Source organism: Herminiimonas sp., from assembly GCF_030655415.1.
Window position 1 is genome coordinate 20772 of the sequence record NZ_JAURVN010000008.1, and the last position, 24322, is coordinate 45093.

21 protein-coding genes and 2 pseudogenes are annotated in these 24322 nt (G+C 47.8%); 12 read left to right on the forward strand and 11 right to left on the reverse strand.

Features of this window, described 5'->3' with window-relative positions:
- Positions 1–3: 3 nt before the first annotated feature.
- Positions 4–372, reverse strand: a pseudogene (locus tag Q7T66_RS06545) (helix-turn-helix domain-containing protein); the annotation flags it as partial.
- A gap of 282 nt (positions 373–654) precedes the next feature.
- On the opposite strand from Q7T66_RS06545, the gene Q7T66_RS06550 reads away from it, so the two are divergent.
- From Q7T66_RS06550 to Q7T66_RS06570, 5 genes are all read left to right on the forward strand, one after another.
- Positions 655–1917, forward strand: a complete 1263-nt coding sequence (locus tag Q7T66_RS06550) for an NRAMP family divalent metal transporter (protein WP_304932529.1) — start codon at positions 655–657, stop codon at positions 1915–1917.
- 368 nt (positions 1918–2285) lie between these two features.
- Positions 2286–2798, forward strand: coding sequence for a sigma-70 family RNA polymerase sigma factor (locus Q7T66_RS06555; RefSeq protein ID WP_304932530.1), 513 nt, complete (start codon positions 2286–2288; stop codon positions 2796–2798).
- Positions 2795–3820, forward strand: a complete 1026-nt coding sequence (locus Q7T66_RS06560) for a FecR domain-containing protein (RefSeq protein ID WP_304932531.1) — start codon at positions 2795–2797, stop codon at positions 3818–3820. Before Q7T66_RS06555 ends, Q7T66_RS06560 begins: the two co-directional genes overlap by 4 nt.
- Before the next feature lie 114 nt (positions 3821–3934).
- Positions 3935–6334 carry a TonB-dependent siderophore receptor gene (locus Q7T66_RS06565; RefSeq protein ID WP_304932532.1) on the forward strand — a complete coding sequence of 800 codons (2400 nt, stop codon included), beginning with the start codon at positions 3935–3937 and terminating at the stop codon, positions 6332–6334.
- A gap of 232 nt (positions 6335–6566) precedes the next feature.
- Complete coding sequence (locus tag Q7T66_RS06570; RefSeq protein WP_304932533.1) at positions 6567–6869, forward strand: DUF1971 domain-containing protein; 303 nt, start codon at positions 6567–6569, stop codon at positions 6867–6869.
- 33 nt (positions 6870–6902) lie between these two features.
- Here the strand turns inward: Q7T66_RS06570 and Q7T66_RS06575 are convergent, their stop codons facing one another.
- The 3 genes from Q7T66_RS06575 to Q7T66_RS06585 form a co-directional block, all read right to left on the reverse strand.
- Complete coding sequence (locus Q7T66_RS06575; RefSeq protein ID WP_304932534.1) at positions 6903–8429, reverse strand: sensor histidine kinase; 1527 nt, start codon at positions 8427–8429, stop codon at positions 6903–6905.
- Positions 8419–9237, reverse strand: coding sequence for an alpha/beta fold hydrolase (locus tag Q7T66_RS06580; RefSeq protein WP_304932535.1), 819 nt, complete (start codon positions 9235–9237; stop codon positions 8419–8421). The genes Q7T66_RS06575 and Q7T66_RS06580 overlap by 11 nt, the downstream gene beginning before the upstream one ends.
- A 141-nt stretch (positions 9238–9378) precedes the next feature.
- Positions 9379–9744 (reverse strand): response regulator, encoded by a 366-nt coding sequence (locus tag Q7T66_RS06585; RefSeq protein ID WP_304932536.1) that lies wholly within the window; start codon positions 9742–9744, stop codon positions 9379–9381.
- Between the two features lie 309 nt (positions 9745–10053).
- Here Q7T66_RS06585 and Q7T66_RS06590 point away from each other — a divergent pair, with 309 nt between their 5' ends.
- Together Q7T66_RS06590 and Q7T66_RS06595 are read left to right on the forward strand one after the other, a co-directional pair.
- Positions 10054–11613 (forward strand): sensor domain-containing diguanylate cyclase, encoded by a 1560-nt coding sequence (locus tag Q7T66_RS06590; protein WP_304932537.1) that lies wholly within the window; start codon positions 10054–10056, stop codon positions 11611–11613.
- Between the two features lie 134 nt (positions 11614–11747).
- On the forward strand, positions 11748–12188 hold the full coding sequence (locus Q7T66_RS06595; RefSeq protein ID WP_304932538.1) for a response regulator transcription factor: 441 nt from the start codon (positions 11748–11750) through the stop codon (positions 12186–12188).
- A gap of 215 nt (positions 12189–12403) precedes the next feature.
- Here Q7T66_RS06595 and Q7T66_RS06600 read toward each other — a convergent pair whose 3' ends face one another.
- Both Q7T66_RS06600 and Q7T66_RS06605 read right to left on the reverse strand, forming a co-directional pair.
- Positions 12404–12586 carry a hypothetical protein gene (locus tag Q7T66_RS06600; RefSeq protein WP_304932539.1) on the reverse strand — a complete coding sequence of 61 codons (183 nt, stop codon included), beginning with the start codon at positions 12584–12586 and terminating at the stop codon, positions 12404–12406.
- A 208-nt stretch (positions 12587–12794) separates the two neighbouring features.
- Entirely contained in the window at positions 12795–13931 is a 1137-nt protein-coding gene (locus Q7T66_RS06605) for a HAMP domain-containing sensor histidine kinase (protein ID WP_304932540.1), read from the reverse strand.
- Between the two features lie 1027 nt (positions 13932–14958).
- On the opposite strand from Q7T66_RS06605, the gene Q7T66_RS06610 reads away from it, so the two are divergent.
- Positions 14959–16167, forward strand: a complete 1209-nt coding sequence (locus tag Q7T66_RS06610) for a cation:proton antiporter (protein ID WP_304932541.1) — start codon at positions 14959–14961, stop codon at positions 16165–16167.
- A 283-nt stretch (positions 16168–16450) separates the two neighbouring features.
- Here Q7T66_RS06610 and Q7T66_RS06615 read toward each other — a convergent pair.
- Together Q7T66_RS06615 and Q7T66_RS06620 are read right to left on the reverse strand one after the other, a co-directional pair.
- Positions 16451–17340 (reverse strand): annotated as a pseudogene (locus tag Q7T66_RS06615) (NAD(P)/FAD-dependent oxidoreductase).
- Entirely contained in the window at positions 17330–17794 is a 465-nt protein-coding gene (locus Q7T66_RS06620) for an Rrf2 family transcriptional regulator (protein WP_304932542.1), read from the reverse strand. Before Q7T66_RS06620 ends, Q7T66_RS06615 begins: the two are co-directional and overlap by 11 nt.
- A 50-nt stretch (positions 17795–17844) precedes the next feature.
- On the opposite strand from Q7T66_RS06620, the gene Q7T66_RS06625 reads away from it, so the two are divergent.
- From Q7T66_RS06625 to Q7T66_RS06640, 4 genes are all read left to right on the forward strand, one after another.
- Positions 17845–18123: a hypothetical protein gene (locus tag Q7T66_RS06625; protein WP_304932543.1), complete on the forward strand. Its 279-nt coding sequence runs from the start codon at positions 17845–17847 to the stop codon at positions 18121–18123.
- A gap of 215 nt (positions 18124–18338) precedes the next feature.
- Positions 18339–19040: a hypothetical protein gene (locus Q7T66_RS06630; RefSeq protein ID WP_304932544.1), complete on the forward strand. Its 702-nt coding sequence runs from the start codon at positions 18339–18341 to the stop codon at positions 19038–19040.
- Between the two features lie 506 nt (positions 19041–19546).
- Positions 19547–19918 (forward strand): hypothetical protein, encoded by a 372-nt coding sequence (locus Q7T66_RS06635; RefSeq protein WP_304932545.1) that lies wholly within the window; start codon positions 19547–19549, stop codon positions 19916–19918.
- A gap of 35 nt (positions 19919–19953) precedes the next feature.
- Positions 19954–21411 (forward strand): YfjI family protein, encoded by a 1458-nt coding sequence (locus tag Q7T66_RS06640; protein WP_304932546.1) that lies wholly within the window; start codon positions 19954–19956, stop codon positions 21409–21411.
- A gap of 370 nt (positions 21412–21781) precedes the next feature.
- Here the strand turns inward: Q7T66_RS06640 and Q7T66_RS06645 are convergent, their stop codons facing one another.
- The 3 genes from Q7T66_RS06645 to Q7T66_RS06655 all read right to left on the reverse strand — a co-directional run.
- Positions 21782–22501: a MobA/MobL family protein gene (locus tag Q7T66_RS06645; protein WP_304932547.1), complete on the reverse strand. Its 720-nt coding sequence runs from the start codon at positions 22499–22501 to the stop codon at positions 21782–21784.
- A 250-nt stretch (positions 22502–22751) separates the two neighbouring features.
- Positions 22752–23279 carry a RadC family protein gene (locus Q7T66_RS06650; RefSeq protein WP_304932548.1) on the reverse strand — a complete coding sequence of 176 codons (528 nt, stop codon included), beginning with the start codon at positions 23277–23279 and terminating at the stop codon, positions 22752–22754.
- 174 nt (positions 23280–23453) lie between these two features.
- On the reverse strand, positions 23454–24322 hold an 869-nt coding region (locus Q7T66_RS06655; RefSeq protein WP_304932549.1), incomplete at its 5' end, for an SH3 domain-containing protein.

The following is a 24322-nucleotide window of genomic DNA, read 5'->3' on the forward strand; positions in this document are numbered from 1 at the left end:
AGGTGTTGATTTGCTCGCAGAGTTGACCCTCTCCAACTGATCCACCTTCCACTGTCTGGCGAAGGCTGCGACCCGGTCATACGACCCTTCAAATCCCAATGCACATAAATCGATATGCATCTGTTTCAAAGTCCGTCGTTGCTTGCGTGACTTCGTTGCCTCGGTTTTTAACCAGGCTGAAAGTTTAAAAGCATATTTGTCGAGAGAAGTTGGGGAACGTCGATCAGCATAGGCTGGCTCGACAGTTTCAGCGCGTAGATACCGTCTAACGGTATTTCGAGAGATGCCCAATCGTTTGGATATCTCCCTTAATGAGACCTGGTCACGAAGGTGCCAGCGTCGAATAATTCCAAGTAATGCCACGTCGATCACTCCAATCTCCCACTCACTTTGGTAAGTAGGATTGTGTTCTAAACGTGGGTCAGTTTTCGATGCAAATTATGCGGCTAAGTGGGTCAGTTTTCGATGCAAATCAACAGATGAGGCGTTGAAATAAGCAGGTATTCCGCTATCGGCCAAAAACAGACTTCGCGTCCGAAATCACCGCAGCCGAACGTTACCGTGCGCACAGAACTATAGATTCTACTGTTGCATTCTACATCCCAAAACTCGATAAAAGCTTAATTCAAATGGAGTTCATGGGAGGTAAAGCCTATGTCGGACGAAAAAAAATCTATTTTAAAAAAACTCGGCCCCGGATTGATAACCGGCGCGGCGGACGACGATCCAAGTGGAATCGCAACATACTCGCAGGCCGGCGCAATGTTTGGCTTTGGTCTTCTATGGACTTTATTCCTTAGCTATCCACTAATGGTTGGCGTGCAGGCAATAAGCGCAAGAATAGGACGTGTGACTGGCCATGGACTAGCAACCAATATTCGAAAGCATTATCCAGTATGGCTACTTTATATAATTGTCAGTCTTCTGCTTGTCGCAAATACGATCAACATTGCGGCAAACGTTGCTGCCATGGGGGAAGCGCTAAAGATTCTTGTTGGTGGGCCGGCCTTGTTTTATTCGCTATGTTTTGGCATAGCCTCGCTTTTGTTACAAATTTTTGTCCCGTACGTGCGCTACGTAAGAATTTTGAAATGGCTTACTTTTGCTTTACTCGCTTATGTTGCGACCGTATTTGTTATTCACGTGCCATGGTGGGAGGTACTAAAGCAAACAGTGATGCCGCCTATATCACTAGAACCGAAATATTTGACTACAGTCGTCGCAATTCTCGGTACGACCATCAGTCCCTATCTATTTTTCTGGCAGGCTTCTCAGGAAGTGGAAGATATTATCGCAGCTAAGGACGACAAGCCGTTGTTACAAGCGCCACTGCAAGCGTCTGACAATCTTCAACGCATCAAGCTGGATACCTTGGTAGGGATGGGCCTCTCAAACGCAGTTGCTTTCTTCATCATATTAACGGCTGCTATCACGTTGTATCAACAAGGCGGCAAGGAAATTCAATCCGCTACTGAAGCGGCTGAGGCACTTCGTCCGGTTGCAGGCGACTTCGCCTTTTGGGTATTTGCGGGCGGCATTATTGGTACCGGCTTGCTATCTGTTCCTGTGCTCGCAGGGTCTGCGGCATATGCGATGGCCGGCACATTTCACTGGAAAAACAGTTTGGAAAAGGAGCCTCGAGCTGCGAAGAAATTTTATGCAATTATTGCAGGGGCTACGTTGATGGGTTGCGGCCTATGTTTTTTGCCTATTGACCCATTCGAGGCTTTGTATTGGAGCGCAGTGGTTAATGGCGTCGTTGCTGTCCCCGTCATTGTCATCATGATGCTGATGGCAAGCAATTCTGAAATTATGGGCGATTTCGTAATCAGTGGGAAACTCAAACTGCTAGGTTGGGGATGCGCCGTGATGATGATGTTGGCTGTGTTAGCGATGTTTATATTGAGTGAAACTTAAAATAAAAGTCATTTCGCGTCCACTGAAAGTTGTAGCCGCCCAACCAACTAATAACGTCGACTGACTCGCCGATGTAACGTGTGTGTCGCACGAAGACATGCATCTTTTATAAAACCATGAGCGCACTATGTCACAAAAGCATGGAGCATCGGATTTTGACATTGCTTAAAAAGGTTTAAGCAAGTGCAACTCGACAAAAACATTGAACGTCAGCTTTGGGTCGAAACTAGACGTCTTCTTCCGGCCAAAAGCGGGTGTGTAAAGGGTGCAGTGCGCTTCCTGCAACAATTGAACATGTCTTGATTGCGAAAACCTAGTTGCATGCTTTATTATGAGAACAATTCTCATTTGCATGTAACTACTTCGCAATGTCTTCCGTTAAATCTGTACTTAACCAGCAAATCCAGACGCTCTACAGTGACCATCATGGTTGGCTGCAGGGTTGGTTGCGTCGCAAGCTCGGTAACGCGTTCGATGCGGCGGATCTGGCGCAGGATGTTTTCATGCGTTTGCTGGCGCGGCAAATCTGCGTTGATGTAGTGGAGCCGCGTGCTTATCTGAGCACGATTGCGCGTGGCTTGGTGATTGAACATTGGCGTCGCCGCGAACTGGAATGGGCCTGGCTGGAAACCCTGGCGCAGTTGCCCCAAGCAGAAGCGCTATCGCCGGAAAGTCGTATGTTGTTTCTCGAAACTTTGGTGGCGATCGATCGCATGCTCGATCAATTGAAACCTACTGTGCGTCAGGCTTTTTTGCTGGCGCAACTGGAAGGCTTGACCTGTCCGCAAATTGCCGAGCGTATCGGTGTCTCGCTGGCGACAGTTGAGCGCTACATTGCAGCGGCCTTGCGTCATTGCTATACGTTGCGGTTCGGCGCATGAGAACTTCTTCACCGTTAATGCACGCGGCTGACTCGCATAATAAAGACGAGATTCCATCGTCTGTCATCGACGCCGCGATTACGTGGGCCATCAAACTCCAATTCAATCAGCCGAGCAACGCCACGCGCGAAGCATTCGCGCAATGGTTGCAGAGCAATCCTTCGCATACCGGTGCGTGGCAGCGCGTGCAATCGATCAAGCAGGATTTTGCCGCCGTGCCGCGCGGTCTCGCGCGCGATGCATTGCAAGCGGTAGAGGTACAGCGCAAGGCCAATGGCGTCGATCGCCGTCAAGCACTCAAGCTATTGATGTTGGCGGGTGTAACTGTCAGCGCTGGATGGACGATGCAGGATCAATTACCGTGGCAACGCATGGTGGCTGATGCCAGCACGCGTGTTGGCGAGCAGCGCACGATGCATCTCGATGACGGCACGGTAATCGTCCTCAATACGGATACGGCAGTCAGTTTTGATATGAATGGGGCACAACGTCGCATCGTTCTGCGTCGCGGCGAAATCATGATCACTACTGGCGGCGATCGTGCATTTGCCAGCAAACGATCGTTCTGGGTTGATACGCCTTTTGGAAATATGCAGGCGATCGGCACCCGGTTTGTGGTGCGTTTGGACGAAAGTCGCGCTCGCGTCAGCGTACAGGAAGGTGCGGTGCGTATGCATCCGGGAAAAGGCGGTAACGCTGCCATCGCCAATGTCGGTGAAAGCTGGTGGTTGTCCGGCCACGCCGTGACCGCTGCTGATGTACAAGCCTTCGGTCAGGACGGCTGGGTTGATGGTGTGATCGCGGGGCAAAACATGCGATTGGCGGATTTGCTGACAGAGCTCGCACGTTATCGCAGCGGCCGCATTGTCTGTGATCCGCAAGTCGCCGATCTGCGCGTATCGGGTATTTATCATGTGCGCGATACCGATCAGGTATTGCGTTTTCTGTTTCAGACGCAACCGGTTAGCGTGACTTATTACACTCGGTTTTGGGTGAAAGTTGGTCCGGAAGGCTCGGCTTGATATGTCTTTATTCTGCGCAAGAAAATATATTTTCAAAAAAGTGAGGGGATTTCGATTTTCAATCGGCCTATAGATCAGAAGCATCATTAACCTGATCGTAGAGAAAGAAAACTCATGTCCCGACCACTTGCCACATCGCGTATGCGCCTACCGCGACGCACCTTGATTTCCATCGCTGTTCTCGTAGCTGTCAGTGGCACTGCTTTGCCGCTTGCCGCGCAGGCGCAGAGCCAGGCGCGCTCCAGCGAGTCACGTTCTTTCAGCATTGCGGCAGGCTCACTCGGGCCTGCGCTCGAGCAATTTTCGCGCATGGCTGGTGTGAATATTTCCTACGATGCGCAACTGGTCGGTGGCAAAAAAACTCAGGGTTTGAGTGGCAGTCACGGTATTGCGGTAGGTTTGCGTATGCTGTTAGTCGGCAGTGAAACGGATGCGGTAGAGCAGCCGGGTGGCGGTTTTGTGTTGCGCAAAGCGGCCCCTGTTGATGCGAACCAGGCCAGTGTGTTGCCAGCGGTAACAGTACGTGCACAGACAGAAACTGCGACTGGTCCGGTCGATGGTTATGTTGCCAGACTAAGCGCGACAGGTACCAAGACCGCTACGCCGATACTCGAAATCCCGCAATCCATCTCGGTGATCGGACGTGCCGAGATGGAAGCGCGCGGCGCGCAAGACATGATGGATATCGTCGGGCAAACACCTGGCATTGCAGTTAATACTTATGGACCGGATACACGCGGCTGGGAATACATTTCCATGCGTGGCTTTCCCGGTGACAGCGGCAACTATCGCGATGGCTTGGCGCAGCGGCGCTTCGAGATCATCTACCGCATGACTGAAACGTATGGTTTGGAGCGCGTCGAGGTACTGCGCGGACCGTCTTCCGTGATGTATGGCCAAGGTGATGCGGGCGGCGTGATCAATCGCACCAGTAAGCAGCCAACTGGTGAACGCATACGTGAAATAGAAGCGCAGTACGGTAGTTTTGATCGCAAGCAACTGGCCTTCGATCTGGGTGATGCGATTGGTGACAATGGCGAGTTTAGTTATCGCCTTGTCGGCGTGGCGCTAGACAGCAACGATCAAGATGAATATCCAGACGGGCACAAGATCAATCGCACGCGCAACTATCTGGCACCGTCGTTGCGTTGGCAGCCGAATGCTGCCACCTCGCTGACAGTACTGGGCGAGTTCCTCAAGGATGAATCAGGCGAAGATGCCTACTATGCGTTGGCAGCCGACCTGAAGCCGACGCGCGCCAAGATGGGCGATTACTCATACTCACGTTTCGCGCAGGCGCAGAATTCGCTAGGCTACCAGTTCGAACACGCATTGAACGACCAATGGTCGTTCAAACAGAATTCACGCTATACAGACATCTCTATGGATCGTCGCGCGCTTTGGGTCGATACACTGCAACCGGATGGGCGAACCTATACCCGTACAAAGCGATCGTGGGACGATCAACTCAAGCAAGCTTCTATCGATACGCAGTTGCACGGAAAAATTCGCAGCGGTGAGGTAGAGCAGAATCTATTGTTCGGCGTCGATTGGACCAGGCTGGAAGGTACTGCTTCGCGGTTTCGCGATGCTGGACCAGATCTGGATATATTGAACCCGGTGTATGGCTTGCCAATTACGGATCCGACAACTCCTTTGGCGAATTTCACACAGGTTACGAACCAGGTTGGCTTCTATGCCCAGGACCAAATCAAGATCGCGGACCGCTGGGTCATTTCGCTGGGTGGTCGCCAGGATCATGTGCGTTCGACGACCGATGATCTTCGCTTATCTACCGTTACCAAACAGACGGACGATGCCTTTAGCGGGCGTGCTGGCTTGTCCTACTTGTTTGGTAACGGCTGGGCGCCGTATGTCAGCTATGCGGAATCCTTTTTGCCGACAGCAGGAGTGGATGCCTATGGCAATTCTTTCAAGCCTAGCAGGGGTAAGCAGAACGAGATTGGGGTGAAGTTCCAGCCAGCTAATACCAACACGCTGTTTACTGCAGCGCTGTTTGACTTGCGCAAAACCAATGTCGTCACTTCAGATCCGATGACCGGAGAAGATCGCCAGATCGGCAAGCAGCGCTCGCGCGGCTTAGAATTTGAAGCCAAGTCGGAAGTAGCGCGCGGTCTAAATGTCGTAGCTTCTTACACCTTGATAGATGCCAAGGTACTGGAAAGCGCTAATCCGGATGAAGTCGGCAAGAAGCCTGTTGCTATTCCTAAGCAGAGTGCCTCGATCTGGGTCGATTACGCATTGGCGCAAGGATGGGGAATTGGTGCCGGCGCCAATTACATCGGTGTCCGTCAAAACTATGAAGACAATCGCTCTGCGGAAAGTGGCGTGACCTTGTTCAACGCATTGCTGCGTTATGAAACTGGTTCGTGGCGTTGGGCGCTCAACGTCAGCAACCTCTTCGATAAGGAATACCACACGATTTGCTATCAGGGCGAATGTTATCCCGGTCGTGAGCGTACTGTAACGGCGACGGCACGGTACAAATTTTGATCGAACTCTGTCATTCAGAGTTTAGAACGTTTTTGGGACTAAGTGCACTATTTTCATCTGAGGCAATGTCCGCTTGAGTCGGAAGAAGACGTCCGCTATCGGCCACAAGCAGACATAACCTTTATGATGCAGTAAGCGTTATTGCTATCTATCAACCGATACGTCGTAAGCATTCTTTTAGCATCTTAGGCGTAATGCCTGCTATGGTGAGCTGAGACGCTTAGGAGGCAAGATGCAAAATGATGTGACAACAACTAATTTCTATAAAGCGACACCAATTTTTGATCAAAGCACTCTTCCCGAAAAACTTCGCAAATCGCATCAAACTAAAATCGGTACGTGGGGTGTCATCCGCGTACTTGAAGGCAGCGTCTGCTATGTCATAGACGATACGGGTGACATTCAAATTCTGACATCAGTTTGCTCAGGTCTTGTTTTACCAGAACAGCGCCATCATGTTGAGACGATGGGTGATATGCGTATGCGTGTCGAGTTTTACGATCATATCCCTTCAGCTAGGGAACAGAACCCATGAACAGTACAAGGTTTGGCTTATAGGCATTGCTGCTTACTTTGCAACACTGCTGTGGACTCCAGGCAAGGAAATGGAAAAGGTTGTTCCGCTTTCCGCTGAAGACGTGACCGTAATCTCTCCACCATGTGCGCTGACGATTTCTTGAACGATAAAGAGTCCTAGTCCGACGCTTTTCGCCCCGCTGGGTGCATCGACGCCCCGCGTCATTGGTTTAAAGAGCGTGTCTACTAAATCTGCACGAATCGGCTCGCCAAAATTGTGAACTTTCAAAAAGATCACTTCTGTTTCAACTGTAGTTGATATAGTAATTGCTTCAGTGCTGCTGCCATATGCAATTGCATTCGCTACTAGGTTGCCTAAGACCTGAACCAATCTGTCGGGATCGATTTCGCACAGCCCTGTACCGGTTTCCCGATGTTCGATTTTGTAATTCGGAAAAGCGAGTTTTAATTCTTCAATTGAATCACTCACCAGCGAGTGCAGATCGACCATCTGGCGGCCGATATGAAGTCCAGATCCCAAGCGCGCCACCGTAAAATCAAGAAGGTCGGAAATCAATCGGTGGGCACGGTCGCCCGCCCGTTTGATTCGCTGTACGACCCGCGTCTGATCAGGGTTTAAGCCGATCCGACTCAACATCTCTGTTCCACTAAGTATTACCGACAGAGGATTACGCAGATCATGGCTAACGATGCCTATCATTTGCTCCGCGAACAATGCGCGGTCTTCTGCTTCCGCGCTTCGCCGCGCCTGATCTGTTATGTCCTGGAGTATGCCAATCACTTGCAGCAAGGTGCCGTCGTTATCAAAAACGGCGCGGCTAGCAGAGAGAACAGTTCTCTGAACACCATCTTTTCCATTGAGGCGGTAAGTAATACGGGAGCCGGCCGCACCTGCATCTACTGTGGCGTTCAATGAAAGTGCTTCACGTTCACGATCCTCAGGATGAATCGACTGAAGAAATATGTCATCAGAGATTTCTTGAGTTTCGTCGATGCCCAGAAGATCACGGACACTGCCGTCAAAATGACGTGTTTCCGTTTGCGCGTCAAAGTGCCATATATGTAACTGCGCAGCTTCAACAGCATTGCGAAAACGCGCCTCAACGAGTGCAAGTTCTCGTTGCGCTGCAAGTTGAACTTGAAGAACTTCCTCAGCATTCTTTCTCGCTGCCAGCAACTCCCGCTCGTATTTGTGTCTATCAGTGGCGATGAAAAGAGCGATTTGATGATAAATATCGGCGTCAAAGGAGTCGCTAATCGCGTTCATCATCATCGGGATGGGTTCCCCACTTGAGTGAATGAATTCCAGTTTGACTTCCGCGACTGAGCCCTGCATTTTAAGAAGTGGCGCCCAATGCGTCTGATGGAATATTTTGCCACCTATAGTGAGTAGATCCTGAACTCTGCGTTTGCTAACAAGATCATTGGAGGCATACCCTAACCATCGGCAAAGCGTTTGGTTGACACGCAGTATTAATCCGTCAGCGTCCGTCAACAGCAAACCGCAGGCTGCTTGCTCATAGAGCATATCTGTGTCAGGTTTTGATTCAGTCGGCATACTGACCAGATTGAAATGCGAGAATGAACTCTTCAATTTCAATGACGCACTGCTCCGGTTCACTAAGGTGAGGACAATGGCCGATGTTATTGATAAGACGCAGCGTACTGTTGGCCATTACTTTGTTCATGTACTCACCGACGCATTGCGGTGCAATCAAGTCATCGGAGCATTGCAAAATGAGTGTCGGTGCTTGCACTTTAACGATATCAGCGCGGTTATCGGAAAGAAAAGTCACTCTGGCAAATTGCTTGGCAATTTCTGGGTCAGTATTACAAAAGCTGTTCGTTAATTCAGCCCCCAGTTCGGGCTTGCCTGGCGCACCCATAATTGCGGGGGCCATAGTACTAGACCAGCCAAGGTAATTGCTTTCGAGAGAATGCAATAAAGATTCAATATCCTCTCGCGAAAAGCCTCCTACATAATCATCGCTATTGATATAACAAGGCGATGGTCCTACCATCACATGCGCTGCAAATAATTCTGGCCTCTCCACGTCGGCTAGCACGCCAATCATGGCGCTTACAGAATGACCAATCAATATTGCGGGGCCGTCAGCATATTCATCAAGAATCTCTATCAGATCCGCAGCGTATCCATGGAGAGTTGAATATTTCTTGTTGTCGTAAGCACTCAGGTCTGACTGTCCGCTTCCGACCAAATCGAAAACAATGACCTTATAGTTTTTTGAAAAAACCGGGGTTAAAAATCGCCACATGTTTTGATCGCAGCCAAAACCGTGGGCAAAAACAATGGTAGTGGGTCCCGTGCCAAATATGTGCACATTATTTCTCTGCTGAAGATTCATTCATTCTTTCTCGCAATACACACGTCAAAGGACGTTAGTGAGCTAACCATAAAGGGTGTGATGCCTTGAAAAATATAACATGCATGCGCTACGTCCACTGACGAACGATCATTCAGTGGCCAAACCATTTTCTGCGCCTTTTCAAATTTTGCCGTTAGCTTTTTGTAGAGCGAGATTTAAAGTTGCCATCAATTCTTCTAATTGAACCGGCTTACAAATTACGTCAGAAACGGACGTGGGACGGGTTTTAGGAGGATTGCCACTGAGAAGTACAACAGGAATATTGGATATATCAGGTGCATTTCTTATTCGCTCGCAAAGCGAAATTCCGTCAAGGCGGGGCATATGAATGTCTGATAAAACAATATCGGGAATGCTGACCTGCAGGAGTTCCCAAGCGTGTTGGCCGTCATCCGCAAGTAGCACATCAAATCCGTGTGCACGAAACAAATCACCAAGAACATCTCTAAAATCTAGGTTATCGTCGGCAATAAGGATTGTTGGCATTATTGAACAGTGGACATATATTTACGCCATTTTCTTCCAAGAACCTCACCAACTATGTTCGATTCCACTCATTAAACTTTAATAAACCTCTTACTGAAAAATAAAGATGAAGGTATTAATGGTACTTGGGTGGAATGTCCGCTTTGGGACAGGTGAAGCTAACCAGTACAATGGCTCGCCGAACACCTAATATTCGATCATCCGATGAGATGTGGACATTCGCGGTCATAGTCGAGTTTTTCCTCACAGGGTTGATTGGCAATAGACTTGTTCAGGTATAACGCATCATCGAATAGAAAATAGGATCCTGTGTCTGATTCCTTATTTATACCGACCATTGCCAAGCGTCAATCTTTGATCTCGCGAGCTATAGCGTTTATCGCAATTGTCGCTGTATCTTTGACTTCACTCGTCGTATGGGATAGTTGGCAAGCACGCCAGAGCGAGTTACGGCAAACAGAAGTGCTAACTGCAAATATGGCACGGGCACTGACCCAGCATGCAGAAGCTGCGATCGGCAGCACTGACAATATTTTAGCAGCGCTCGTAGAAAGAATAGAAAACGTGGGGATGAGTAATATTCAGCCTGCGGCCCTAAAGCCTTTTTTGATGCGTAGGGTGGCAGAGCAGGAAATTGTTTCCGGGTTAATCGTTATTGATGAGAATGCCCACCCGATTATCAACTCCCATCCAAATCCGCCTGCGGGCATAAGTTATACGGATCGCGATTACTTCGAACACCATCGTGATTACGCTGATAGAGGTCCGTATGTCGGTCCTGCTGTGCTTAGTAAAACTACGCAAACCTGGATCATTACTCTGTCGCGACGTTTAGAGCATCCCGACGGCAGTTTTGCGGGTGTCATGCTTGCGACGATTTCTTTAGATTATTTTCGACGGTTCTACGAAGAATTTGATATCGGGCAATCGGGAGCCATCTTTTTGGCGACCGACGACGGAATATTACTGGCTAGGCGACCCTTCGTGGAATCGCTTGTTGGCACCAGTATTTCCAAAGGGCCGGTATTTAATGAATATCGAAGCAGGGGTCCAGTCGGTACGGCAATGCTTGTGTCGCGCATCGATGGTACCGAACGCCTTTATAGTCACCGCCATGGTGCAATTTACCCACTCCTGGTTGCTGTCGCAATGTCAAAGGCAGATATTTACGCAGAGTGGCGCGCCGAGACAATTCGGTTAGTAGCAGTCTGCGTCGTCATAATCATTTTCATAAGTGCCTTTGGAATTTACCTTATTTATCAAATCAATCTTCGTGAAGGGATTGAATTACGTTTGAGAGACGCCCAACGGGATCTAGAAACAATGGCAGCCGAAGATAGCCTGACTGGCTTGGCGAACCGCCGCGCGTTCGATGTTGCATTGAAAACAGAGTTTGATCGCGCTGTAAGAAATCGCAGCACTCTAGCGCTTGTTATGATTGATGTGGATCGCTTTAAACAGTTTAACGACTTATACGGACACCCTACAGGAGATGAATGTTTATCTCTAATCGCGAAAGTAATAAAGAGTGTTCCCTCGCGCCCTGCAGATATGTGCGTTCGCTATGGTGGCGAGGAAATGGCCATTCTTCTACCCGATACAGATACAGAAGGAGCAATGGCGATCGCTGAAAGGGTCCGTGCTTCGGTGCAGTTGTTGAACATCACTCATGCTGCAAATCCCGAGCGAGTTGTAACGGTTAGCTTGGGAGTGGCGAGTATTAAAGCAGTGCTATATCAGGAAAAATTCACTGACTTAGTGAAGTTGGCGGACCAAGCGTTGTACAACGCAAAGGCTGCAGGCCGAAATCAAGTCTGCATGTCTGATGTTAATGGAAATGCTGGCTGTGATAGTAAAAAGACCATTTGATCAAGAAGCTGACGATAACCAAATGCGATCACGCAGCTTGTCCTACATCGGATTAAGACTAATGATGGCATAGGTAGACATTTTGATCGATCGCTTAGTGTTACGGTGAAGGCACTGGCTAATCGAAAGAACTTATGAATGTCGTTCTAATTGAAGACTCTGTTTTAATAAGAGAGCATCTTTGTGAGGTGCTTTTAAAGCTGAGTGATGTTTTTGTTGTCGGCTATGCCGATAATGAAGAGTCCGCGTTAAAACTTATTTACGATCTAGCACCTGATTTGGTATTGCTAGATATCTCGCTGCGCACAGGCAATGGAATTAATGTTCTTCGTCGGTTAAGAAATGAAGTTTCTACTCCACCTAGCCACCTGCCACTGATTGCGATGCTGTCGAACAAGCCGGATCATTATCGTCAGGTGACTGCGGCACTCGGTGCCGACGCCTATTTCGATAAGTTTTTTCAGATTGACCAAGCCCTTCATCAAATCCAGTGCTGGGCGGACGATCCAAGTCATTTGCCCTTTATAGGCCGCCACTGGTCATTTGATGCATTCACAGATCAGATCGCTGCTTAGCTGCCCTCGGTGAAATGCAAATGCCGGGCTTTTATAACCAAATGTTGCTTTGCCAAGGTTGGCATATGAATTGGTCGTAATTAAGAATTGGCGGCCAGCAGTAAGCGCGAAGGATTTGCAATAAAGATTTGCTGTTGAAATCAAGGCGTTGATCGCTATCGCATGGATTACCGTTACAAGTTGAAATTGGTAATCCGTTTGTTGCGCCGTTTTGATTAATGCTGCTGATGAGTATCTAATTTTCCAAGCAATGCGAACGCTTCACTTTCCGCACACTTCTCAATGTCTGGGCCATCTCTTCCGTACAAAGCTTTGTAAGTATCTAAAGCTGTATTTGGGCTGAAGCCAGCATCAACAACCGTTTTCACCCAATTTTCTTTCCATTCATTTATGGTCACTTGGATGCTCCGTGGTTAATTTTGGAATTTCAATATAGCAATGGAAATCGCGAAATGCAAACTAATGTTTCGCGTAACCTTATACTTTAAATAATCGCAGTTAAGACTTAATGAGACAGAACAGTGGTGCTCGTTATGGCCATCAGAGACATTCGAATGGTGGGTCACTTGAACTGAAGTATCTCTACGCTAGAAAATTCTCCAAGATTTATCCCGCGGTAATGTCATAGCGAGGAAGGCTGACTGTGAAAATGCAGCCGACACCGGAGACATCTTGAACGCTTAGCGTTCCGCCATCAGCTGCAACACACTCTTGGGCAATCGATAGCCCCAACCCGACCCCCGTTTTGTCGCTGCTATGTTGGGCAAACGGCAAAAACATGTTCTCCTTCGTGCCAGGTGCCAAACCACCGCAATGATCTTTAATATCAATCATGATGCGATCTGCCAACGCATAGGCATTCAACGTTACTTCTGTATCTGCATGCGTAAATTTGAAAGCGTTCTGCAAAAGGTTCCACACAGCGGAGAATAAAAGTTCGCGATTACCTTTAATGGCAATTAGCTTGTCAACTGTGGTTACTGTAAAGGTACTTCCTCGCACCTTGGCTGCTAGGTTACCTGCGGCCTGAATTTCGTCGATGAAATCTGCAACGGAAAATACTTTTGCTTCCCGCACCGGCGTACCAGCTATACGTACCTCGGCTAAAGAACGATCGATTAATACACGTAAAGCAGTAAGGCTGCGATCAAGTACGTTGCCTGTAGCGCCTGTTAAAGGCAGGTTGCCCGTCTTTGCGGCGAAAAACGCTAGCGTTGCAGTGCCTAAAGCATTACGAAGTTCGTGGGCAAAAAAACCTAGCTTCTCAGCGGCATCAGCTGCCAGCTTAGCTTCATTCTCAGAATCACGTAAATAGCTAAATTCAGTCACCGCATCTGCAATGGCATTATCCAGGCAGCGGTTGAGTGTTCGAAATTCATCAACTTCAAATGGAGCGTCTCGCTCAAACGCCAAATCAGTAATTGCCTGACACAAATCGCCGTAGTCATGGACCACTTGATCAACCGAGAAACCGAGTAATAAAAGTGCTCTTCCATGCTGCGCAGCAGAGGTACTTACTTCGGATAAGGCAGCGCCACCGCCAGAAGGACCGGAGATTTTGCGGCTATCCATTGGATCATCGGTTTGTTCGATTACTAGCGTACGGATCAGCTGATCGAGGAACATTGGAACACCGCTTTGTAATTGCTGCTCTGTCGCAGACCGTCCGGGACGTTGGGCAACTTTAGCTCGGCATCGCTTTTCAAGTTCACTTCGATTATTGAGTAAAAAATCATGCATCATGGCAACACCTCTATTTCTTAGCCGTTAGGAAATATCGAGGCACTGCATGGATCAACGATACGCTCAGCACAGCATACGCTATTACTCGCAAAGGATTATTTAAGGCAGGGGATGATTTGAAATTCTGATTTGCAACGCAGATTAATTAAAGCGCTGCAATGCGCGTTCGACTTCATGCATCAGTAAATCTAACGAAAAGGTTTTTGTAAAACAGCGTGGATTGGTAGCGGGAGTAACTCCTGTTGCGTGGCACTCCAATATTTTTTCATGAAGTAGCCTACCATCCAAATGAGGCATTTTCAGAACGGACAAAATTAGACTAAATTGCTTAGCTTGAAGTGGTGCCTTCTTTCATGGATTTTTATCACATGTTTTGAATGAAAATTGGGCGAGAATGAGTAGCCATAAGGCTTTCCAGGCAAGTGGCACTTGCGTGCATACCGGCTTTTGCCGTTCATATCAGACAGTTCTGTCGGTATAAGTAACAGTTGTACGACGCGATGAAGAAGGGCTTTGGAGAAATTCGCTGCAAGTTCTGCATGACTTGGCAGCGGTCCGAGGTAAAGCACTACGACGAGGAAAGTTTCTTGGCTATCGCACGGGAACCGAAGTGAATGCATTAACCGCTGGTGCTTACAGTGGATCCCGGCGGATAACGACAACTTCGCTGGCGCACGGTAAAGTAGCGGAGCCGAAGAAGCCCTGAGGCTGTTCGTCGCACGGCGGGCTATGTCTTCATACTGTCGGCTCGTTCACAAGCGTGCGCTAGGTGACGCCAACCTATCGCTTCAGTGGACGACTTTCGACCGCCGCGGAGCTAACGCGTTAGTTTCAACAGTGTCCGCTGTGGGTGGAAGCAGCGCTCGCTCTCGGCAAAGAGGACCGCTAAATGAAGGCGGTTGAGCTGACGCATCAAATCCCCTGCTGATATTACATTTCAATCTGTGTTTGATTGTCATTAGCCCCTGTGCCAGAATCGCGTGCATCTTAATCTTGTATACAACCTCTCTGAGCTAAAGGCATTTCCATGCACGCCGTTACAACCACCGAAGTTTTCCTCATTGCGATGCTGCTGATTTTCAGCGTCCCCTTCCTGATTTGGCGCATTTTTAAGACAGATTACTACGCACCTTTGGTGGTTGTACAAATTATGGCTGGCATCGTGCTGGGGCCTGGCGTTCTGGGGGCGATGTATCCCGATTATTTTAAGTTTGTTTTTAGTCCGACCATCATTCATTCGCTTAACGGCATCGCCTGGTGGGCCGTCATGATTTTCGTAATGATTGCCGGCATCGAGCTTGATTTGAAGCAGGCATGGGCACACCGTCGCGAAAGCTTCATTACGGCAGGGCTGGCATTAGGTAGTCCATTACTTTTTGGCTGTATCGCAGCGCTGGGATTGCTGCTTTATTCAGGGTGGATGGGTCCGAACTCCATGCCGTGGCAATTCGTTTTGGGTATCGGCATGTCATGTGCTGTGACGGCATTACCGATTCTGATTTTATTGATGGAAAAGCTCGAGGTGCTACGTCAACCAATTGGTCAGCGCATTCTGCGGTATGCGAGCCTTGATGACATTGCAATTTGGGGCGTGCTGGCCATCATTATGCTTGATTGGACGCGTGTAGGCCGGCAAGCCGCCTTTCTGGTTGGCTTCACGATTGCCACAATTCTTTTCCGCCGCTTGATGGTATGGCTCGAAGAGAATGACCGCTGGTTTGTCAGCCTGATTTGGTTGGCTATTTGCGGCTTGGCTGCGGACTGGGCTGGCTTGCACTTCATGGTGGGCGCATTCCTGGCCGGCGCGGTGATGGATGCAGACTGGTTCGACCAAAAGAAAATGGATTTTCTTCGTCACAACGTCCTGATGTCTATCATGCCAGTCTACTTCCTAAGTACTGGCTTAAAGACGAACTTCGATGTGGGTGGGTTGGCGGTATTTGCAGTGGCGGCGGTCTTGTTGGTTGTTTCTGTTGTCGGCAAAATGGCAGGGGTTCATCTGGCTGGTCGAATTTTGAATTGGAAAAAGGGTGAAGCTTCAATCATCGGTTGGTTATTGCAGACTAAGGCTTTAATCATGATTATTTTCTGTAATGTATTGCTGGATAAAGGCATCATCACCAACCAAACCTTTACGGCATTGTTGTTGATGGCAATCGGTAGCACCATGCTGACCGTACCGGTCGTATATCCAAAATTACAGAAGATGAGAGAACTTATCTTCCGTTCACGCTGATAAAGGATGATGTTTGAAGCGTGAAGCATGCCCATCGTGCGCTTTACGCTGCAGCAAATTCCCATGTGTATGTCTGCTTTCGGCCAAAGCAGACATTTGTTTGTTTAAGATGTATTGCAGGATTAGCCTCACAGACTCGTTGTTAAAAGATAATCTGGATAGTGCATTGATGGAGTACAGACCACGTGCGTGATGATTTCGACACCTTCAGAATCAATTCATCCACCCGACCAATAGCGGACGTTCATTCATTCGGAAATTTTAGGCTTCGTAGCTAAGACTATCAATGCTCAGGAAAGAGCAAAGAAAAATGGGCGCCTACGCCAGCTTGTGCGCCATCTGCAACGGCAATAGCTACGTTGCCCATTGCACGCGCCGCATCGCCACAGGCGTAGATGCCTGGAACGCTGGTCTTCTTGGTCATTGGTTCTACTTGTATAAAGTCCCCAAGCGGTCCTGCTTCAAAAATACATCCCGCCTGTTCAGCCAGAGGGCTGGCCATGTGCGTGCGAGACAGGGTAAATAGTCCGTTCATCTTTTTCATCGAGCCGTCTTCCAGCTCTACATCTGCATGGCCGCTGATACGACGAATGCGATTTTCATCAATTGTGACGCCTCGCTCAAACAAAGATTGTCGTTGAACGTCATCCAGAACGAAGCTTTGGTTGGTGAACAAAGTGACAGTACCCCAATCAGGCAACATCTGAGCGTGATGCATCGATAGTTCACCGCTTGCGATGACGCCGATGTGGCCCGCATCTAATTCATAGCCATGACAATATGGACAGTGAAAGATACTTTTCCCCCAGCGTTCCTGTAGTCCTCAACTGCGGGTAACGTATCGACGATACCGGTCGCGAGAATAACGCGCTTACCGCGCACCAATTCTTTATCGGTTTTAATCAAGAATGCACCTTCTTCAATCTCAATTTTTAATGCTTTTGCAGCTAACCAAGTAGCATTTGGATAGCACAGTAATTGCTCCTTACCGTCGGCGGCAATATCTGCAGCCGCACGTCCGTCTTGTCCTAAAAAGCCATGGGAATGTGTGGCGAAACGATTGCGTCGCTGTCCACTATCGATGACCAATACAGGGCGTCTCGTACGCGCCATTTGAGTTGCAGCGGATAGTCCTGCGTAACTTCCGCCAACAACAATTACGTCATAAGTCATGATGTCCATGTACGTCCTTTGTATGTTTATGCTTTGCGTAGCGAAGACTAAAGTCCACCGACAAATCCGCTAGGGTGACGTCGCCAAGTCTGCTAATTAGCAACTCTTCAGCTTCGCGAAATGCGTCGCCCAGAGCACTGTTGACAGCTTGCTCGACCAGACATGCAGGATTTTCACTTCGGTTTCCCATCGCAAAGATGGTAGGGGAGCCGACTGCTTCGTAGATGTCTCGTAATGTCACCTTTTGAAGGTCACACACTAACGACCAACCACCACCATGCCCCTTATCTGATGCGACGTAACCGCGAGTCCGCAGACCTGCCAACACACGCCTTACCAACACGGCATTTGTTTGCAGGTACCCCGCAAGTTCTTCGGAGGTAAGTGGGCGTTCGATGTGCGCCATGTGCAAAAGCACATGCAATATGGAAGAAAGTTTGCTGTCTTGTCTCATGTAACTAATGATAGTGCATGATTAGAATATTACCAAATTTTAGAGTCACTGTGGCCCACCCGAACGGCAAAGTCAGCCAGCCGGAGTATGAGCGGTCACGCAAATCATCAAGTGCATCGCTGATCTTTAAGCCGGTGTCACAGCTAAATACTTACGATACTTACATGGAGGGCTTGGAACACGGCGGCATCTCATCGTCGACCAATGCCAACCTAATTGCGATCACGCCTTCCATGCAAAGCAAACAAAAAGAAATATGGGTGAAGGTGAGCGTCTATACCAGCGATATTGCCGGTCAAATCCCGTGGAAGGATATCTGCGATTGCTAATAGTAAAAGGGCCGCTTTAGTTCTCAGCTGCAGCGGACAGCTTCCTGACCGTTCAACGATTCTTTAGAAGTGAGAAAACCTCGCCTCAGCCAACGAATAAGCATCATATAAGCTCAGAAAACTTGAGAAATGTTAATGCATTGAGTTAAGAGATCACCCTAAAATTCCGTACTGATTTAGACAATTAATTTGGAATTAACTTTTATAGGAACTGAATGAGCAATTTTCCACGCCCAGAAAGACACGAGCTCGGCTTTGAGTTTTTCTTAAAAATAGCGCGCTTGAATCTTGAAAAATGTTACAAAAATCAAACTCCTGAATCGGAGCAATGCGATTTTCATTGGGAAGTATTGAACGTCGTTGACTTGCATGACGATCCAGCGATAGAGGGACCAGTTGAAATCATTAGTCAATTTGTCCCTGAAGAGCTAAAGAAGAATGGAAATGATTGGATAGCACGCTCACCTCATGGGCCAATTATTGTTTCCTCGACTTATCTTTCGCGAGCGTTAAAAGCAAAGAATGCGGCAGCTCCAGATACTGCATGGTCTTATTTAGCTGATGCGATGTATTGGTGCGGCATTTCCGTATCCGGCTTGAGTATTGATGAATTGCTTAAGAAGACCGTTGTTAATACTAAGAAATCGCTTGCAAAGTCCGGTGGAAAAGGCAAAGACGGAACATATGAGGCTCTTCGTCAGTACTTATTTCAGTTAGTCCGAGATAAAAAACCAGCATCCGGATGGACCTCCCGCTCGCATGCAGTGCGAAGTGTACTCAAAGACGCTCAGTCATTCTCGCAAGAGGGTACGCCCAAACTGGTCGGAAAAAGCAGCAAAACTATTGATAAGTGGTTAGCAAAGATGCCGGACGCAGCATCACTCTTTCCGATACGAGAAAGAAACAGAAAAAAGTAAGTTAATTAGTAATCCTCACTGCCCTGCTTTTCCCACTACAGGAGCCACAAAAATTAGTGGCTCCTCTCCCCCTGATACAGCGCCCGAACTCACGGGAAAACCTCCCTCGCCAGTATCACTTCAGCACCGTCGCTCATCCTCGGTCAAATAGCGGCGGTTCTAGTTAATGTCAGCGCTTTGCGCTGGATATCTTGCCTCCAGTCTTTGAGTCAACAGTCCGTTGATCAGCCGTTCCGTGCACAAAATTTATTCCCCCCTCTACTTGTTGGCGGCGTATCGGTCGGCTTTTGAATTTTCTAAACTTCGTTCATTGATTCCAACCTGAACTTAAGGAGAAACGAACACTGATATGAATCTGTTGTGCATGACCTGTGCCTCTAATGAACTAAGGAGTAATGCTGACTGATACAACGAGAGAAATTGCCCAGCTGCGGCCAAATAGTCACCGCACTAACGTTCAATAAATGCTCCTTGCGAGCTGTAAAACAACTTAAGGAATTAAATAAATGACACATCAAAAAAATATAGAAACCGCTGGTCCTGACAACACAGAGCAACTGATTGCTTTGCTAGATGGTCTGCAACCGAGCAAACAGCAACAAAAGACTTTGCTTTTTCAGAAACTTTTCCCAGGAATCGAGCGTGCACTCAATCGGGATGTTCCGCAAAAAACCATCCTTGTGGAGTTGCAAAAAATGAACTTGTCACTTTCAATGGGCGGCTTTCGCGCATTGCTAGAAAACGAGAAGAAGTTGCGAATCGAAAATGGTGAGCGCATGCAATGCGAAACCTGCGGATCAACTGTTTCGAAATCGAAGCCAACGCTTGCTGATTTGATTGCGCCAAAAGAATCAATTAAAGGAGATGACAATGCGTGAATCAGATCTGACTAAATCATTGATCGGAGTTGAAAATGATTATTGATAATCCGCCGCCTCTATATCCAGTTGACCGATTTCATCTCGTTGCTCAGAACACAGCAGCAGAGATTATTGGCAATACCAAGGCGCCGGACGCCCTAGTTGCGACCGAACTTTTGACAACTATGTCTGTGGTTATTCAAGGGCTTTTCGATATACGTTTGCCTATTGGGAAGATTAGCCCGCTTTCACTTTATTCACTTTCGATCGCGGAATCTGGCGAGCGTAAGACTGCTGTAGCCAATCTTTTATCCACAGAGATCCGCAAATTCGATGAAGCACGCAGAAAGATATTCGAAGCAGCTCTTGTTGAGTACGAAGCGCAATTGGGTATATGGAAGGCTGTAAATGCAGGTTTGAGTCGCAAGCTAAAACAGCTGGTGCGTGACGGCGAGCCAATTGATCAAATTAGCCAAGAACTAAAGGTACATACTGAATCAAAACCAATCAAGCCAAGATACCGACGTATCTTGTTTCAAGATGTCACCGAACGCGCAGTAATGAACGTTCTTGAGGGGGATGGTGAATCAATCAGTTTTATGAGCGATGAGGGCGCACTCCTCATTAAAGGTGGCGTACTCGCTATGACGGCGACTCTCAATAAGATATGGGATGGCGTGTCCTTGTTATCGTTAGATCGCAGCGATGACGTCAGTGTTGCAGTGCGAAACCCTCGCGCTACTATCTCTTGTATGGTTCAAGCGAAAGTGCTTCAGAAGCTTTTAGACAAGCACGGTGAAGTCATGCGTAATTCCGGTCAATGGGCACGATACATAGTAGCTTGTCCGGCGTCAACACAGGGAACGCGTTTTACTCTTGGCGGAGAGCAAAGCTGGGATTGTCTGAATAAATTTAATGATCGAATGCGCGAGTTACTCGAGGAATTTGGACGTCACATTGATTCCGACACCAAGCAGCGTACGATACTAGAGTTTTCTGATGAAGCGACATACAAATGGTTTGATCTTTCCAACCAAATTGAAATGAGGTTAAGTCCATCAGGAGATCTGTCTGATATCAAGGATTTTGCATCCAAGCTGCTAGAAACCACAAGTCGCGTTGCTGGATTACTTCATGTCTTTTCGAAGCAGGAAGGACGTATCTCCGTAGATACATTGGTGCGTGCAGTGGACATCATGGGATGGCACTTGGATGCATTCAAACGTGTTTTTTCACTTGAATATGCTACTCCTCAAGAACATATCGACGCGGAAAAACTTGAGCAATTCTTTTACAATCAATGCTGGTGTATGGGCATAGCAATCATCCTCAGAAACGATGTGTTGAGAAACGGTCCAGTTCGTCCGGCATGGCGCTTAAACGCGGCGATGAACTGCTTGATTGCAGAGAGACGCATATCAATATTTATGGGAAACAAGAAAGAACATTACGTCATGCTTAACGATGCGTATTTCCATAGCCTGCATCTGCCCATTCGGCAGATTGGATAGTAGTACGACTCTTGGTAATCAGATGCCATGTCAATACAGAGAGAAAGGTATGAAAGCCTTTCTCTTTTTCATTTGCGCGTGCTCATTGAGTACAAGACAGATCATGCTGCTGTCATTCCATGGTTGTAAAAGAAGAAGCTAGGTAAGGCTATGTGTAGACACGGGTCAAAGTTTCCCGTCTCTTGATTGTTTAGAACGTGAGGAGAAAACGACCATAAAGATTCATAAAAAATTTGGGCCGCAAGAAAAGCATGCGATTTGCGCGATTAGTCGCACGAATCGCCCTCATTTTTATATGTCAGGTGTTAAAACGCCATCGCTACCTAGTTCTTAGTACGAGAACGATTCGAAGAGATCAATAGAGATGTGCTTACTCCGGCCTAGAATGACCGTGAATTTTCCTGGCATTGACGATATCGGCCTTATCATCGGCTGACAGTGCCTGAATACGAGTGGAACCGAGATGATATTCGGGTAACCGATTAATGCCTTGTGCTTTGAGTGTGCGATGATCAACACGGCTAGTATGACCATGACTTTCAAGCATCGCATTTTGGAGATCTGCGCAGTTCTTGCGTGTTTGAATCAATTCTTTCCTTAGCAAAATCCTACTCTTACCACCACTGTCTTTCTTGCATCCACCATTCTCTGGTTGCTTCGCGTTGTATCGCTTGAATAGTGGTGGTCGATCAATATCATCTTGCAACCGATCAGAAAACATCAGATGTACATGTGTGTTGGTTGCTCCTTCAATTGACGAGCAAGGTGCATGGACTGCGTATTGATAAGGTTTGTCGCCGATGAGGGTTTCGATGATGTCCTTGACCAGGTCTAGATTCTGTTCAAGCGTGAGTTCGGAAGGTAGTGCAATTTCATGTTCGCGGTAGACCGCACCATTAGCGCGTTCGTGTTTATCTCCTGCTCTCCAGAATGCGTATGGATTGCTATTTGCCCATTCAGGCATATTGCCGTGGCCTTCTACAATCAAATCTTCACGTTGGTTGTATTTGCCTTTTCTACCAATGTAGGCAGCGTGATCCGCTGCAGTACCTTTCTTTCCGCTCTTGATGCAATGATGAAAACTTGCCATTTTATTTACCTCTATGTCTACGTAAAAAAGCCAGCGAGTTGCTTCGCTGGCTGCGTTTGAGCGATGAGGTAATACTTGTCGTTTTATGAGGTGATATGGAGAAAGGTTAAGTGCGCGTCCTTTTATCACCCCCTTGGTAGATTGGGCTCATTCAATTGTCTTTTATCTCTGCTATGTATTCGTTGTATTACTCTCTCGCATAACATCTGTAGACAAGTAAAAATCATCCATGCTTAGGACGCGATATGGTTTAAAAGAGTAGTCCGTGCTCTGCAAATGAGAATGTGCCGTCCTCTCCAATAATGAAATGATCTAGCACGCGAACGTCGATCGACTCCAGAAGCGATTTAAGCCGATTGGTAAGTTGCTTGTCGGCGTCACTCGGTTTTGTGCTACCAGAAGGATGGTTGTGTGCCAAGATCATTGATGCCGCATTCAATGACATCGCGCGTTGAACGATCACTCTCGGATAGACAGACGTCTGGTGGACTGTTCCAAAAAACAGGGGTTCGTAGGCAATGACGCGACTTTGGGTGTCCATGAAAACCACCGCAAATACCTCTCGCTGCTCATTGATGAGTTGCAGACGCAAATAGTCTTTTACGTCCTGTGGACTACTTAATCTTGGACCGTGTTTGATCACTTGTTCATCCAGGATTTCAATTGCCCTGTGTACAATCCAGGCGTCTACTGCAGTAAGGTCCTGCAGTAATTGGCTCCAGGGACGGAGAACGTCTACGTCTTTTTGCTCTACGCATGCGTTAGTAATTCTTGTCATGTGTTTCTCCAAGCAGAGGAGAGTGCACGCCAATAAAAGGTAGGCACTTCCTGGTTATGCTGAAATATAAAGTCGAAAATAAAAAAGACCGCCGAAGCGGTCTTGATTAATTTTGGGTTTGGTTATTGCAAGTTCTGAACGGCTCTTATCTGATCCCTTTTTGATTGAAGGATGTTAGAACCTCTGCTGCACTAGAACGATGCGGCTGCGGTGAATGAATCCTTCAGCGCCTCCTGCTATCTGTACCTTCCACCAATCCGAATTTTGCGGATGTGTCTGGAATGTATCTCCACTCTCGACACGTCCAATGATGGCGCTTTTTCCATTGGCTTGGGCGCGTACGTTTGTGAAACCGTCCGGGTCGTCAATGACGGCCTCAACAGAAAAATCCTTTGTTGGCTGCGTTCCTACTTGTTTGCCATTGTCTATAAGTAAGCCGTTTACAAATACGTATCGATGCGCCTGATTACTTGCTCCCTGCATGGTCAAGACCACGGAGTTATCAATACGCTCGACCTGGTAAATATCAGAGCATGTTCCGAATGTCGGGTAGCTCTGCGCACCGTTCGCCCGAACTGCGACGAAATTAAAGAGTGCGGGACATGCCGATCCGCCACGATTTTCAATAAGGACGAGATGATCCTCTCCAATGCGAAATGATTCTTTGATCGACAGTGATGAATTCGCCTGGACTGCTGGCTTTACCAAACGACCATTGAGGATGAGTTGAGCATGTTCATTGGTCGTGAGATGACCGTAACGCGTTTCTAATAAATCTACTCCCTCTTTATCTACGTTAGCCAAGGTAGTTTCATCATGCACATGTTCAGGCGGTGCCACGTTCTCTGATGTGATTGGTGGCATGGACAAATCCATTCCTGCCACTGCTTCATTTCTTGGTGACGGTGTCTTATGCCCCTCTTTGTAAAACCCCAGCAGGACATTAATTGCAATTGACGCGACGAGGAGTACTACGCCGGCAATGGACCACCGTCGTTGCGACTTATTGAATTCTTCGACACTGGCCCAGCTACCTTTTCGCC

Bases quoted from the DNA above. Each gene is read 5' to 3' on its own strand.
- Q7T66_RS06610 (WP_304932541.1), top strand. From the start codon at position 14,959: ATGCACGCCGTTACAACCACCGAAGTTTTCCTCATTGCGATGCTGCTG.
- Q7T66_RS06585 (WP_304932536.1), bottom strand. From the start codon at position 9,744: ATGCCAACAATCCTTATTGCCGACGATAACCTAGATTTTAGAGATGTT.
- Q7T66_RS06630 (WP_304932544.1), top strand. From the start codon at position 18,339: ATGAGCAATTTTCCACGCCCAGAAAGACACGAGCTCGGCTTTGAGTTT.
- Q7T66_RS06640 (WP_304932546.1), top strand. From the start codon at position 19,954: ATGATTATTGATAATCCGCCGCCTCTATATCCAGTTGACCGATTTCAT.
- Q7T66_RS06605 (WP_304932540.1), bottom strand. From the start codon at position 13,931: ATGATGCATGATTTTTTACTCAATAATCGAAGTGAACTTGAAAAGCGA.
- Q7T66_RS06595 (WP_304932538.1), top strand. From the start codon at position 11,748: ATGAATGTCGTTCTAATTGAAGACTCTGTTTTAATAAGAGAGCATCTT.
- Q7T66_RS06565 (WP_304932532.1), top strand. From the start codon at position 3,935: ATGTCCCGACCACTTGCCACATCGCGTATGCGCCTACCGCGACGCACC.
- Q7T66_RS06620 (WP_304932542.1), bottom strand. From the start codon at position 17,794: ATGAGACAAGACAGCAAACTTTCTTCCATATTGCATGTGCTTTTGCAC.
- Q7T66_RS06580 (WP_304932535.1), bottom strand. From the start codon at position 9,237: ATGAATCTTCAGCAGAGAAATAATGTGCACATATTTGGCACGGGACCC.
- Q7T66_RS06635 (WP_304932545.1), top strand. From the start codon at position 19,547: ATGACACATCAAAAAAATATAGAAACCGCTGGTCCTGACAACACAGAG.
- Q7T66_RS06645 (WP_304932547.1), bottom strand. From the start codon at position 22,501: ATGGCAAGTTTTCATCATTGCATCAAGAGCGGAAAGAAAGGTACTGCA.
- Q7T66_RS06650 (WP_304932548.1), bottom strand. From the start codon at position 23,279: ATGACAAGAATTACTAACGCATGCGTAGAGCAAAAAGACGTAGACGTT.
- Q7T66_RS06555 (WP_304932530.1), top strand. From the start codon at position 2,286: ATGTCTTCCGTTAAATCTGTACTTAACCAGCAAATCCAGACGCTCTAC.
- Q7T66_RS06575 (WP_304932534.1), bottom strand. From the start codon at position 8,429: ATGCCGACTGAATCAAAACCTGACACAGATATGCTCTATGAGCAAGCA.
- Q7T66_RS06560 (WP_304932531.1), top strand. From the start codon at position 2,795: ATGAGAACTTCTTCACCGTTAATGCACGCGGCTGACTCGCATAATAAA.
- Q7T66_RS06550 (WP_304932529.1), top strand. From the start codon at position 655: ATGTCGGACGAAAAAAAATCTATTTTAAAAAAACTCGGCCCCGGATTG.
- Q7T66_RS06570 (WP_304932533.1), top strand. From the start codon at position 6,567: ATGCAAAATGATGTGACAACAACTAATTTCTATAAAGCGACACCAATT.